Here is a 13,385-nt window from a genome sequence, read left to right as displayed (position 1 = left end):
AAGACCCGCCGAACCCAAAGGGCGCGGCGGGTCCTAAACAAGTTAGCGTTCCGGTCAGTGCAGGATCTGGCTCAGGAACAGCTTGGTGCGTTCGTGCTGCGGATTGTCGAAGAATTCGGCGGGCGAATTCTGCTCGACGATCTGGCCCTGATCCATGAAGATGACACGGTTGGCGACCTGGCGGGCAAAGCCCATTTCATGCGTGACGCAGAGCATGGTCATGCCTTCCTCGGCAAGCCCCACCATGGTGTCGAGCACTTCCTTGATCATCTCGGGGTCGAGTGCCGAGGTCGGCTCGTCGAACAGCATGATCTTCGGGTTCATGCACAAAGACCGGGCAATCGCCACGCGCTGCTGCTGGCCGCCGGAAAGCTGACCGGGATATTTGTGGGCCTGTTCCGGAATCTTGACGCGCTTCAGGAAGTGCATGGCGATCTCTTCCGCCTGCTTCTTCGGCATTTTGCGGACCCAGATCGGCGCCAGCGTGCAGTTTTCGAGGATCGTCAGGTGCGGGAAGAGGTTGAAGTGCTGGAACACCATGCCGACTTCGCGCCTGACTTCATCAATCTTCTTCAGATCGTTGGTGAGCTCGGTGCCATCGACGATGATCTGGCCCTTCTGATGCTCTTCCAGGCGGTTGATGCAGCGGATCATGGTCGATTTGCCCGAGCCGGATGGGCCGGCGATGACGATGCGCTCGCCACGCATGACCTTCAGGTTGATGTCGCGCAACACGTGGAAATCGCCGTACCACTTGTTCATGTTGATGATTTCGATCGCCACTTCCGTTGCGGAAACGGTGAGCTTTTTAGCTGGAGCTTCAGCCATGATTGTTTTCCCTCATTCTTATCGTTTGTGGCCGGTGTCGAGGTGACGTTCGACGAATGCTGAATAGCGCGACATGCCGAAGCAGAAAAGCCAGAAGGCGAAGCCGGCAAATATCAGTCCCGTCAGCGGCGTTACTGCGGTCGCCCAGTTCGGATCGACGAAGTTGAGGCGGACGATGCCGAGAAGGTCGAACATGCTGATGATCGATACCAGCGAGGTATCCTTGAACATCCCGATGAAGGTGTTGACGATGCCCGGGATCACCAGCTTGATCGCTTGCGGCATGATGACCAACCGCATCTTCTGCCAGTAGCCCAGCCCCAGCGAATCCGCTCCCTCGAACTGCCCCTTGGGAATGGCCTGCAAGCCGCCGCGTATGACTTCCGCCATATAGGCGGAGGCGAAAATCGATACCCCGATGATCGCGCGCAAGAGCTTGTCCACCGTCCAGCCGGCCGGCAGGAAAAGCGGCAGCATGACACTCGCCATGAACAGCACCGTAATCAGCGGTACGCCGCGGACGACTTCGATGAAGACGATGCAAATCATGCGGATGACCGGCATCTGTGAGCGCCTTCCGAGCGCCAGGATGATGCCGAGCGGGAAGGAGACGGCGATGCCGACGAAGGATAGGACCAGCGTCACCAGCAGGCCGCCCCAGAGCGGGGTCTCGACGATTTCCAGGCCAAATCCACCATAAAGCACAAAGAAGGAAATGACCGGCAGCACGCCGAAGAGCAGGAGGGCGTTGAGGCCTTTGCGTGGTGCCGAAGGGATGAGCATCGGCACCAGCAGGAGCACGAAAAGAATGCCGACCAGCGTCGGGCGCCAGCGCTCGTCAAGCGGATAACGACCAAAAATGAATTGGTCGAATTTGGCGTTGACGAAGGCCCAGCACGCACCGTTCCAGCTATCCGGCTGGATGCCGCCCTGTACGGCAGTGGCACAGAAGGTGCGGTCTGGGCCGCTCCAGACAGCTTGCATGAAGAGCCAGTCGATCGCATGGAGCATCGCCCAGGAGATAAAGACTAACGCCACCATGGTAAGAACGATGTCTTTCGGCGTGGCAAGCAGGTTGCGGCGAATCCAGGCGACCGCCCCCTTTTCTCCCGGTGGAGGCGGCTCCGGCGCGAGTATGGCGGTTCTGACGAAACTGTTGCTCATCTTACCTCTCCACCAGCGCCATCTTGGCATTGAACCAGTTCATGAACAGCGAAGTCACGATACTGAGCGCGAGGTAAATGACCATCCAGATGAGGATCACCTCGACGGCCTGACCGGTCTGGTTCAGCGTCGTGCTGCCGACGGCGACGAGATCGGCAAAACCGATGGCGATCGCCAGCGATGAGTTCTTGGTCAGATTGAGATATTGGCTGCTCAGCGGCGGAATGATGATGCGGAAGGCCTGCGGAATGACGACCAGCCGGGTGATCGACGAGGGATGAAGCCCAAGTGCGCCTGCCGCTTCCGTTTGTCCCTTCGCCACGCCGCGAATGCCCGCGCGCACGATCTCGGCGATGAAGGCTGCGGTGTAGAAGGAAAGCGCCAGGAAGAGCGACATGAACTCAGGCCCGACGACGGAGCCGCCGGTGAGGTTGAATTTACCCACGATCGGATAATCGAAGGAAAGCGGCGCGCCTGCGATCAGGAAGGCAATCAGCGGCAGGCCGATCAGCAGGCCGATCGAAGCCCAGATCGTGTGGAACGGCTGACCTGTGGCCGCCTGCCGGCGATGCGCCCATCGCGCCGTCGCGATGACGGCGATGATCGCGATGACGAAGGCGACGCCGACGAGCCAGAAACCCTCACCGAAAATCGGCTTGGGGAAGGCAAGGCCGCGATTGTTCAGATAGGATCCGAGCGGCAGATGCAGCGACTCGCGCGCATTCGGCAGAACCGCCAGAACGCCCGAATACCAGAAGAAGATCACCAGCAGCGGCGGAATATTGCGGAAAATTTCCACATAGACCGTGCACAGCTTGGCAATCAGCCAGTTCCGCGACAAACGGCCGATGCCGATGATGAAGCCGATGATGGTGGCGGTGATGATACCGGTAACAGCGATCAGCAGCGTGTTCAGAAGGCCGACGAGCAGCGCGCGGCCGTAGGTCGAATCGCTTGAATAGGCGATCAGCGACTGACCGACCTCGAAGCCGGCGCGGCCGTTCAGAAAGCCGAATCCCGATGCGATGTTGGCGCGCGCCAGATTGACGGCAGTGTTATGTGCAACCCACCAGACGAAGGCCACCAGCAATACGATGGTGAGAATCTGGAAGAAAATGCCCCGAATTCTCGGGTCGTAGAGGGCAGTCTGGAAGCTCCAGCCGCTCTTGGGTAAATGTGTCGAATCCACAGCCTGATGCGTCATGCCTGGCCAATTCCCCATTACGCTCCTTTTCGGAGCTTTTTATTGGAGGAGGAAAGGCGGTCGCCCGCCTTTCCGGCTTTCCTGCGTGATACCCCTCAGCGAACCGGCGGGGCGTACTGGATGCCGCCCTTGCTCCACAGGGCGTTGAGGCCGCGAGCGATCTTCAGCGGGCTGCCCTGGCCGATATTGCGCTCGAAGACTTCGCCGTAATTGCCCACGTTCTTGACGATGTTGTAGGCCCAATCGTTGGTCAGCCCGAGATCGGTGCCGATCTTGGTGTCTGCTTCCACGCCGAGGAAGCGCTTGATGTCAGGGTTCGGCGAATTTTTCATGTCGTCGACATTCGCCTGAGTGATGCCGACCTCTTCAGCATTGATCATGGCGTAGCCAACCCAGCTGACGATGTCGAACCACTGGTCGTCACCCTGGCGAACAGCTGGCGCCAGCGGCTCCTTGGAGATGATTTCCGGAAGGATCGCGTGCTCGTCGGGGTTCTTCAGCGTCAGACGCAGCGAATAGAGGCCGGACTGGTCGGTCGTGTAGACGTCGCAGCGGCCGGCATCATAGGCGGCGTTAACCTCGTCCAGCTTTTCGAAGACGACAGGATTGTACTGGAGGTTGTTTGCCTTGAAGTAGTCGGCGAGGTTGAGCTCGGTGGTGGTGCCCGACTGTACGCAGACGGACGCGCCAGAAAGCTCGAGCGCCGACTTCACGTTCAGGCTCTTGCGGACCATGAAGCCCTGGCCGTCATAATAGTTGACGAAACGGAAGTTCAGGCCGAGAGCGGTGTCGCGGTTGATCGACCAGGTCGTGTTGCGGGCCAGAAGATCGACTTCGCCGGACTGAAGCGCCGGGAAACGGTTGGCGGCGCTGAGCGGGGTGAACTTCACCTTCGTGGGGTCGCCGAAGACGGCTGAAGCGACGGCCTTGCAGAAATCGACGTCGAAGCCGGCCCAATTGCCGGAAGCGTCGGGTGCAGCAAAGCCGGCCAGGCCGGTATTGACGCCGCATTGTACGAAACCCTTCGCCTTGACGTCACCGAGAGTGGTGGCCGAGGCTGCCGATGCGCCAAGTGCCAAAACCGCTGCGCCGATGGCGGCGGACAGGAGCATATTCTTCATTTTCCCAACCTTTTTCCGTTGTCTTATCTTTATCTTGTGGGGAGTGCGCCTAAACGTTGCGTCGGCCTCCCCAATCGTCTCGACACCCTCCCGGCGCGAGTGGGTCTATCACAGTCGCAAATGTCACTATGGTCAAGTGTCGCCATCAATAATTGCGGCAAAATTCAGAAATTTGGTCAACTGCGCCGCATTCATGGGCGGCTGGTCAGGAAATGGGCGTCCGATTGCGGAAAAATAACGCGAAAATCATACTTTTCGATGGGATCCGCTCCAGGGCCCCAAGGGGTTGACCGGAGGCGGCAGGGCGTCCAAAAGTCTGGTTTTCGCGTCCCTTGCCAAAGGCTATTCCCGACATGAAAGACAAAGACAGCTTGCTGCAGAATGCCGGCATCAACACCCGCCTGAGCCATATCGGCAACGATCCCTTCGACTATCACGGTTTCGTCAATCCGCCGGTCGTGCATGCCTCGACGGTGCTGTTTCCGAATGCCCGGACGATGGAGACGCGTTCGCAGAAATACACCTACGGGACCCGCGGCACGCCGACGACGGATGCGCTCTGCGAGGCGATCGACGCGCTCGAAGGTTCGGCCGGCACCATCCTCGTTCCCTCGGGGCTTGCGGCCGTCACCATTCCATTCCTGGGTTTCGTCGCCGCCGGCGACCATGCTCTCGTCGTCGATTCGGTTTACGGTCCGACCCGCCATTTCTGCGACACGATGCTGAAGCGGCTCGGCGTCGAGGTGGAATATTACGACCCGTCGATCGGCGCCGGCATCGAGGCGCTGTTCCGGCCGAACACGAAGATCGTGCACACCGAGGCTCCCGGCTCCAACACCTTCGAGATGCAGGATATTCCGGCGATTACGGCGGTTGCCCATCGCCACGGCGCCGTCGTCATGATGGACAATACCTGGGCGACACCGCTTTATTTCCGGCCGCTCGATCATGGCGTCGACATCTCCATCCACGCGGCGACGAAATATCCGTCCGGCCATTCCGACATTCTGCTTGGGACGGTGTCGGCCAATGCCGAGCATTGGGAGCGCCTGAAGGAGGCGAACGGCGTGCTCGGCATCTGCGGCGCACCCGATGATGCCTACCAGATCCTGCGCGGATTGCGCACCATGGGGCTGCGCCTCGAGCGTCATTATGAAAGCGCGCTTGCTATCGCCGAATGGCTGGAGGGCAGGGAGGATGTCGCGCGGGTGCTGCATCCGGCGCTGCCGAGCTTCCCCTCCCATCATCTCTGGAAGCGCGATTTCAAGGGGGCGAGCGGCATCTTTTCCTTCGTGCTTGCAGCCGATGGTCCGGAGCAGTCCAGGGCAAAGGCGCATGCCTTCCTCGATGCGCTGCGGATCTTCGGCCTCGGCTATTCCTGGGGCGGCTTCGAAAGCCTCGCTTTGCACGCCTATCTCAACGACCGCAGGGTCGCCAAGGCGCCGACCGACGGCGCGGTCATCCGGCTGCAGATCGGGATCGAAGATGTGGCCGACCTCAAGGCCGATATCGAACGCGGGTTTGCGGCGGCAAGCGCCGTCTGAGGGCAGGCGTGGAGCGCTGCCGTCGCTTGCGGCGCTCTATGGCCGCGTGGCGCGATAGCCGTAGATCCAGTCGAGATCCGCCGCCAGGCTTTGCGGCGGCTTCAGCCCGAGCACGAGGTCGCGGCCGATCCGGATCGGCCCTCTCGCATGATAGGCAAACCGGTTGAAGGCGCCGCGCTGGCGAAGCTTGGCGATGCGCGGCGCGCGATGCCTTTCGAAGAGCGCCAGCGCTTCGGCGACGGGACGATCCGAAAGAAACGCGGCAAGTTCGTAGGCATCTTCGATTGCCATCGCCGCTCCCTGGGCGGCAAAGGGCATCATCGCGTGAGCGGCGTCGCCGATCAGAACCGCCCTGCCGTCCTGCCACGCACCTGATGTGGTTTCGAACAGCGGCCAGAAGGTCAGCTTCCGCTGCCTTTCGAGCAGCGAGACGATGGCCGCGTTCCAGCCGGCAAGACGCGATCGCAGCTGCGCGCGCTGCGCTGCCGTCGGCTCGCTTTGCCAGGCCTGCGGCGCACTGTTGCCGGCGGTAATTGCCACCATGTTGAAGCTGCCGGTCTCCTTCAGCGGATAGCTGACCAGATGCGCCGACCCGCCGAGGAAAGCGGAAACGCTTGTCCGATCGAGGAAGCCGGGGGCTTCATCCTCGGCAATGGTGAAGCGGTAGGCGATATTGCCGGAAAAACGCGGCGAGGGGCTGCCCGCAATCGATTGCCGCAGCTTCGACCAGACGCCGTCGGCGCCGATCACGACATCCGCCGGCCGTTCGGAAGGCGGCGGACCCGCTTCCATGCGCATGCCGAGACAAAGCCGGCAGAGCGGATCGGCTTCGACCGCGGCGAGCAGCGCTTTCTGCAAAGTGGTGCGGTGCAGGACGCCATAAGGTGCGCCCCAGCGCTGCCGCGCGAATTTGCCTGCCGGCACCGCCGCAAGCTGGCGCAGCGAACTGCCCGAAATCAGCCGGATGCTCTCCGGTTCGAGCCAGATCTTTGAAAGCCCGTCGAGGATGCCGAGGTCGGCAAGAATGCGCGAGGCATTCGGCGAAAGTTGCAATCCGGCGCCGACTTCGGTGAGTTCGTCCGCCTGTTCGAAAATCTCCGAGCTGATGCCCCGGAGCGAAAGCGACAGAGCAGCGGTCAGCCCCGCAATTCCGGCGCCGATGATGGCGACATGTTCGACCGGCATTGCCTGTCCGATCCGGGCTCTGGTCGGGTTACGCCGCCTTCACATGGAAAACGCAGCCAGCCGGATTGGTCTGGCTGGGCTTGAGGGAAGAATTGAAGCGATAGAGCGTCGAGCAGTAGGAGCAGACCTTCTCGTTGTCGTCGCCCATGTCGATGAAGATGTGCGGGTGATCGAAGGGAACCGAAGCGCCCGTGCACATGAATTCCTTGACGCCGACTTCGATGACGCGATGACCGCCGTCGTTCTGGAAGTGAGGAATGTTGTGGCCGGCCATGTCGCTCTCCGAATGCTATGAAATTTGCGCGAACCTTATAAGCCTTCGCCGCAAATGTGTCGAGCCAAAGCGCCGCGGCAAGCACAGTTTTCGGCCACGGTTTTTGGCTTCACGCTGGCAGGCGGCTCGATTATGGTCGCGCCAAAAAGGGAAGACCCGATGAACCTGAACACTCCAGTTTTTTCAAGCTTCACCCATGACGGATTGCGGCTCGCCTTTTTCGACGAAGGCGATCCCTCCGGTGTACCTGTCCTGTTGATTCACGGTTTTGCCTCGACGGCAAACGTCAACTGGGTGCATCCGGCCTGGCTGAAGACGCTCGGCGATGCCGGCTACCGGGTGATCGCCATCGACAATCGCGGCCATGGCGCGAGCGACAAGCCGCATGATGCCGAAGCCTATCGTCCATGGGTAATGGCCGCCGATGCGATCGCCTTGCTCGACCATCTCGGCGTCGCCGAAGCCAATCTCATGGGGTATTCGATGGGTGCGCGCATTTCCGTCTTTGCCGCACTCGCCAATCCGCATCGCGTCCGCTCGCTGGTGCTCGGCGGCCTCGGCATCGGCATGACCGACGGGGTCGGCGACTGGGACCCGATTGCCGATGCGCTGCTGGCTCCGTCGCTGGACGTCGTGACGCATGACCGCGGCCGCATGTTCCGCGCCTTCGCCGAACAGACGAAGAGCGATCGTACCGCGCTCGCCGCCTGCATTCGCGGCTCGCGCGATCTCGTCGCCCGCTCCGATATGGCCAAACTCGACATGCCAGCGCTGATCGGCGTCGGCACCCGGGACGATATCGCCGGCTCGCCGCAGCAGCTGGCGGCGCTGATGCCCGAGGCCGAGGCGCTCGATATTCCCGGCCGCGATCATATGCTCGCCGTCGGCGACAAGGTTTTCAAGCAGGCGGTGCTGGCCTTCTACGCAAGGGTCGCCGAGGGCTGACATCATCGTGATGCCGAAAAACCGTTCTAAAAAACCATGGTGACGGCACCCATTTATGTTATGGGCGTTTTCCACTATATACTGGCATTGCGAAAACAGCATTCCTGTTGGTAACGAGGAGAGCGGCGATGGTCGCCAAGACAGACATTCGTGCTTTTGAAACAGGCCATCCATTGAAAGTGATGGATCCCATCTGGGACAGCCTGCGCGAGGAAGCCCGCACTGCCGCCGAAACGGACCCTGTTCTCGCCGCCTTTCTCTATTCGACGGTGATCAACCACCGTTCGCTCGAAGAATGCGTCATTCACCGCATCTGCGAACGCCTCGATCACCCCGACATGCAGGCGATCCTCCTGCGCCAGACCTTCGAGGAAATGCTCGCCGATTGGCCGGAATGGAGCTCGATCCTGCGCGTCGATATCCAGGCGGTCTATGACCGCGATCCGGCTTGCCTGCGCTTTATGGAGGCGGTGCTCTATTTCAAGGGTTTCCATGCGCTGCAGACGCATCGTCTGGCCCATTGGCTGCTGAACCGCGGCAGGCGTGACTTCGCCCTCTATCTGCAAAGCCGCTCCTCCAGCGTCTTCCAGACCGACATCAATCCGGCCGCCCGTATCGGCAAGGGCATCTTCCTCGATCATGCCACCGGCCTCGTGATCGGCGAAACGGCGGTTGTCGGCGACAATGTCTCGATCCTGCATGGCGTCACGCTCGGCGGCACCGGCAAGGAGGGCGCCGACCGCCATCCGAAGATCGGCAGCGGCGTCATGATCGGCGCCGGCGCCAAGATCCTCGGCAACATCGAGATCGGCTTCTGCTCGCGCGTCGCCGCCGGTTCCGTCGTCCTCAAGGCGGTGCCGCCGAAGAAGACGGTCGCCGGCGTGCCGGCCAAGGTCGTCGGCGAGGCCGGTTGTTCCGAACCGTCGCGCAACATGGACCAGGTAATCGGCGCCGACATCTGAGCGCTTGTTGGAAAAAGGATAGGAAAAGCCGGGCAGAACCGAGCGGGGACAGCCACTGCCCAAGCGGCAGCCCGCCTTTACACCGCTGCTTTTCCTGTGCAAGAAGCGGCCAATCAAGACCGCTTACGGAGATGACAGAGTGAAGCCTGAAGAAATCAAGAAGCTCGACGCCTATTTCAAGCGCATGTTCAACCCGCAGATGATCGTCAAGGCGCGTCCGCGCAAGAATGATTCTGCGGAAGTCTATCTCGGCGAAGAATTTCTGGGCGTCGTCTATATCGATGACGAGGACGGCGATCGCTCCTACAACTTTTCGATGGCGATTCTCGACGTCGATCTTTGATCGCGCTCGCAAGTTTCAAGAGGACCGGGCGGCGCGATCCGCCCGGTTTTTTTGTTTTTTTGCTTCTCAATCAATTTTTTTTTGAAATCTCCGGTTGTGGCCATCTGATATATATTAGCAAAATCAGTTAAAGACGCACGTGCCCCGGCGCGCGGCCTTTGTTTTATTGCTGTCATACAACCCCTGGGTTGTTTTGCGTCGCACAAGACTACTTGACTATTTGTGCGTCGCAGCTACCCTGCCGCCATCCCACAGCCCAACGGAGGACGGTCATGTTCAACTTTGACGATGCAAACAGGAAGAGCAAGGAAGCCGTAGATACGGCGCTGAGAACCTATTCCGATACGGCGAGGGGCTTTCAGGCAATCGCCGCCGAAGCTGCTGAATATTCGAAGAAGTCCTTTCAGGATGCGGTGACGCATTTCGAAACGCTGGCCGGCGCGAAGAGCTTCGAGGCCGTGTTCGAACTGCAGACCAGCTACGTCAAGTCCAGCTATGAGAACTTCGTTTCCGAAGCCACCAAGCTCGGCGAAATGTACGCCGATCTCGCCAAATTCGCCTACAAGCCTTACGAGGCTCCGATCGCCGCTGCCGTCGCCAAGACGGGCAGGCAGGCGCCGCCGGCAACGCCTGCCGCCGCATGAGTTGATTGCCACGGCGCAACCTGCGCGACATATTGAAATACCGGGGCCGGCTACGCATCTGTAGCCGGTCTTTTTTGTTTCCACTTTCGCCACAGCGTCCGCTTGGATCGGCCCGGGGACTTTTTTAGTCTTTCCCGTGCATGCCGGCATTTCTTGATTGCAGTGTCTGACAGGGGGCTTAAAATCGGCCTATTATGAACTAAGTTAGTGTTTCAGATATTCGGCGGGAAAAGCACCCTCCCATGCTCCGCCGGATTGATCGAGGAATGAATGACAATGATCGCAAAGCCGATCCGGATGCAGAACGACAGCGAAAGGAACGGGGACAACGGAAATCGCGGAACCTCGGTCATCACGCGCACCAAGCCGAAGACCAAGAAGCCCAACCTCTACCGCGTACTGCTTCTGAATGACGACTACACACCGATGGAATTCGTCATTCACATTCTGGAGCGTTTTTTTCAGAAGGATCGTGAAAGTGCCACCCGCATCATGCTCCATGTCCACAATCACGGCGTCGGCGAATGCGGAATATTCACATACGAGGTAGCGGAAACGAAGGTCAGCCAGGTGATGGACTTCGCCCGGCAGCACCAGCATCCGCTGCAATGCGTCATGGAAAAGAAGTGAGGATCTGAACGTGCCAACATTTTCGCCTAGTTTAGAGAAGGCGCTCCATCAGGCACTGACCTTTGCCAACGAGCGGCATCACGAATATGCGACGCTCGAGCATCTGCTGCTCGCCCTGATCGACGATGCCGATGCGGCCGCGGTCATGGGTGCCTGCAACGTCGATCTCGACGCGCTGCGCAAGACGCTCGTCGAATATGTCGATAATGAACTTTCCAATCTGATCACCGGATATGACGAGGATTCGAAGCCGACCTCCGGCTTCCAGCGCGTCATCCAGCGCGCCGTCATCCATGTGCAGTCTTCCGGGCGCGAGGAGGTGACCGGCGCCAATGTGCTCGTCGCGATTTTCGCCGAGCGCGAAAGCCATGCCGCCTATTTCCTGCAGGAGCAGGAGATGACCCGCTACGATGCCGTCAACTACATCTCTCATGGCATTGGCAAGCGGCCGGGCGCGTCTGAGGCGCGCCCTCCGCGCGGCGCCGAAGAGGAAGCCGAGAGCAAGCCGACGGCACGCGGCGGCGAGGAAGAGGGCGGCCCCAAGAAGCAGCAGGATGCGCTGAAAGCCTATTGCGTCAATCTCAACGAGAAGGCCAAAGGCGGCAAGATTGATCCGCTGATCGGCCGTCACGCCGAGGTGAGCCGTACCATCCAGATCCTGTGCCGCCGTTCGAAGAACAATCCGCTCTATGTCGGTGATCCCGGCGTCGGCAAGACGGCGATTGCCGAAGGCCTTGCCAAGCGGATCGTCGAGGGCAAGGTTCCCGAGGCGCTCGCCGATGCGACGATCTTCTCGCTCGACATGGGCACGCTGCTCGCCGGCACGCGCTACCGCGGCGATTTCGAGGAGCGCCTGAAGCAGGTCGTCAAGGAGCTGGAAGAATATCCGGGTGCGGTGCTGTTCATCGACGAGATCCATACGGTGATCGGCGCCGGCGCCACCTCGGGCGGGGCGATGGATGCATCGAACCTTTTGAAGCCGGCGCTGTCATCCGGCGCGATCCGCTGCATCGGTTCGACCACCTACAAGGAATATCGCCAGTTCTTCGAGAAGGACCGGGCGCTGGTGCGTCGTTTCCAGAAGATCGACGTCAGCGAGCCGTCGATCAACGATGCAATCGAGATCATGAAGGGTTTGAAGCCCTATTTCGAAGAGTATCATCACCTGCGTTATTCGAACGATGCGATTAAATCGGCCGTCGAACTCTCGGCCCGCTACATCTCCGACCGCAAGCTGCCGGACAAGGCGATCGACGTGATCGACGAAACCGGTGCGGCCCAGATGCTGCTGCCGCCGTCGAAGCGCCGCAAGCTGATCACCGAAAAGGAAATTGAGGCAACGATCGCGACGATGGCGCGCATTCCGCCGAAGACCGTCTCCAAGGATGACGAAGCGGTGCTCGCCAATCTCGAGCAGGAACTGCGCTCGGTCGTCTACGGCCAGGATATCGCCATCGAAGCCCTTTCGACCTCGATCAAGCTGGCGCGTGCCGGCCTTCGCGAGCCGAACAAGCCGATCGGCTCCTATGTTTTCTCCGGTCCGACCGGCGTCGGCAAGACCGAGGTCGCAAAGCAGCTGGCGTCGTCGCTCGGCGTCGAGCTTCTGCGCTTCGACATGTCGGAATATATGGAGCGGCATACGGTCTCGCGTCTGCTCGGTGCACCTCCCGGCTATGTCGGCTTCGATCAGGGCGGTCTTCTCACAGATGGCGTCGACCAGCATCCGCATTGCGTGGTCCTGCTCGACGAAATCGAAAAGGCGCATCCTGACATCTACAACATCCTGCTGCAGGTCATGGACCATGGCACGCTGACCGACCATAACGGCAAGAAGATCGACTTCCGCAACGTCATCCTGATCATGACGACCAATGCGGGCGCGTCCGAAATGGCCAAGGCCGCGATCGGCTTCGGCTCGTCCAAGCGCACCGGCGAGGACGAGGAGGCGCTGACCCGTCTGTTCACGCCGGAGTTCCGCAACCGTCTCGACGCGATCATTCCCTTCGCGGCGCTGCCGACGGCTGTCATTCACAAGGTCGTGCAGAAGTTCATCATGCAGCTGGAGGCCCAGCTTTCCGAACGGAACGTCACCTTCGACCTGCATGAGGACGCGATCGCCTGGCTGGCGGAAAAGGGTTACGACGAAAAGATGGGCGCCCGCCCGCTTGCCCGCGTCATCCAGGACACCATCAAGAAGCCGCTTGCCAACGAAATCCTCTTCGGCAAGCTGAAGAAGGGCGGCGTCGTCAACGTCACCGTCGGTCCGAAGGAAGACGGCAAGCCCGGCATCGTGCTGGAAGCAATACCGGATACGGCGCCGATCAAGCCGAAGCCGGAAGCTGAAGTCGTGCATCCCGAGGCCGACGGCGAGGGCGATGGCGAGCTGAAGACGAAGGCGGCCCCCAAGACCCGCGCCAAGACGGTCCCGCAGGCAGAGCCTGAAGTTCGCGACGCCCCGAAGAAGGGAAGCACGGTCCCCAAGGTTCCGCGCAAGAAGTGAGATCTTGCCACTGAATTGGGAAAGGCCGCGTCATCCGCGGC

The 13,385-nt window shown here is 60.4% G+C and carries 13 protein-coding genes; 7 read left to right on the top strand and 6 right to left on the bottom strand.

What is annotated here, in order from left to right; translation table 11 throughout:
* Positions 1-54: 54 nt before the first annotated feature.
* From K6M89_RS13440 to K6M89_RS13425, 4 genes are all read right to left on the bottom strand, one after another.
* Positions 55-828, bottom strand: a complete 774-nt coding sequence (locus tag K6M89_RS13440; protein ID WP_097579146.1) for an amino acid ABC transporter ATP-binding protein — start codon at positions 826-828, stop codon at positions 55-57.
* A gap of 18 nt (positions 829-846) precedes the next feature.
* Positions 847-1,992: an amino acid ABC transporter permease gene (locus tag K6M89_RS13435; RefSeq protein ID WP_222139778.1), complete on the bottom strand. Its 1,146-nt coding sequence runs from the start codon at positions 1,990-1,992 to the stop codon at positions 847-849.
* 1 nt (position 1,993) lies between these two features.
* Entirely contained in the window at positions 1,994-3,196 is a 1,203-nt protein-coding gene (locus K6M89_RS13430; protein WP_097579148.1) for an amino acid ABC transporter permease, read from the bottom strand.
* A 95-nt stretch (positions 3,197-3,291) separates the two neighbouring features.
* Complete coding sequence (locus K6M89_RS13425; protein ID WP_222139777.1) at positions 3,292-4,317, bottom strand: amino acid ABC transporter substrate-binding protein; 1,026 nt, start codon at positions 4,315-4,317, stop codon at positions 3,292-3,294.
* A 353-nt stretch (positions 4,318-4,670) separates the two neighbouring features.
* Between K6M89_RS13425 and K6M89_RS13420 the strand changes: the two genes are divergently transcribed.
* On the top strand, positions 4,671-5,861 hold the full coding sequence (locus K6M89_RS13420; protein WP_222139776.1) for a cystathionine beta-lyase: 1,191 nt from the start codon (positions 4,671-4,673) through the stop codon (positions 5,859-5,861).
* 36 nt (positions 5,862-5,897) lie between these two features.
* Here K6M89_RS13420 and K6M89_RS13415 read toward each other — a convergent pair whose 3' ends face one another.
* Both K6M89_RS13415 and K6M89_RS13410 read right to left on the bottom strand, forming a co-directional pair.
* Positions 5,898-7,046, bottom strand: coding sequence for an FAD-dependent monooxygenase (locus K6M89_RS13415; RefSeq protein ID WP_222139775.1), 1,149 nt, complete (start codon positions 7,044-7,046; stop codon positions 5,898-5,900).
* Between the two features lie 28 nt (positions 7,047-7,074).
* Complete coding sequence (locus K6M89_RS13410) at positions 7,075-7,320, bottom strand: zinc-finger domain-containing protein (protein ID WP_010024961.1); 246 nt, start codon at positions 7,318-7,320, stop codon at positions 7,075-7,077.
* Between the two features lie 159 nt (positions 7,321-7,479).
* On the opposite strand from K6M89_RS13410, the gene K6M89_RS13405 reads away from it, so the two are divergent.
* From K6M89_RS13405 to clpA, 6 genes are all read left to right on the top strand, one after another.
* Positions 7,480-8,265 (top strand): alpha/beta fold hydrolase, encoded by a 786-nt coding sequence (locus tag K6M89_RS13405; RefSeq protein WP_222139774.1) that lies wholly within the window; start codon positions 7,480-7,482, stop codon positions 8,263-8,265.
* A gap of 128 nt (positions 8,266-8,393) precedes the next feature.
* Positions 8,394-9,227, top strand: coding sequence for a serine O-acetyltransferase (gene cysE / locus K6M89_RS13400; RefSeq protein WP_004675925.1), 834 nt, complete (start codon positions 8,394-8,396; stop codon positions 9,225-9,227).
* Positions 9,228-9,366: 139 nt separating this feature from the next.
* The gene (locus K6M89_RS13395; protein ID WP_038688627.1) at positions 9,367-9,570 is read left to right on the top strand and encodes a DUF3126 family protein; all 204 of its coding nucleotides are present in this window, start codon (positions 9,367-9,369) and stop codon (positions 9,568-9,570) included.
* A 272-nt stretch (positions 9,571-9,842) separates the two neighbouring features.
* The gene (locus K6M89_RS13390; RefSeq protein ID WP_222139773.1) at positions 9,843-10,214 is read left to right on the top strand and encodes a phasin family protein; all 372 of its coding nucleotides are present in this window, start codon (positions 9,843-9,845) and stop codon (positions 10,212-10,214) included.
* Between the two features lie 276 nt (positions 10,215-10,490).
* Positions 10,491-10,844, top strand: a complete 354-nt coding sequence (gene clpS / locus K6M89_RS13385; RefSeq protein WP_008526939.1) for an ATP-dependent Clp protease adapter ClpS — start codon at positions 10,491-10,493, stop codon at positions 10,842-10,844.
* 10 nt (positions 10,845-10,854) lie between these two features.
* Positions 10,855-13,344 (top strand): ATP-dependent Clp protease ATP-binding subunit ClpA, encoded by a 2,490-nt coding sequence (gene clpA, locus K6M89_RS13380; protein WP_097607090.1) that lies wholly within the window; start codon positions 10,855-10,857, stop codon positions 13,342-13,344.
* Positions 13,345-13,385: the final 41 nt, after the last annotated feature.

Origin of the sequence: Rhizobium croatiense, assembly GCF_019793465.1 — a bacterium.
In the GTDB taxonomy this organism is placed as follows: Bacteria; Pseudomonadota; Alphaproteobacteria; order Rhizobiales; family Rhizobiaceae; genus Rhizobium; species Rhizobium croatiense.
This window is presented reverse-complemented; position numbering and strand designations above follow the sequence as displayed.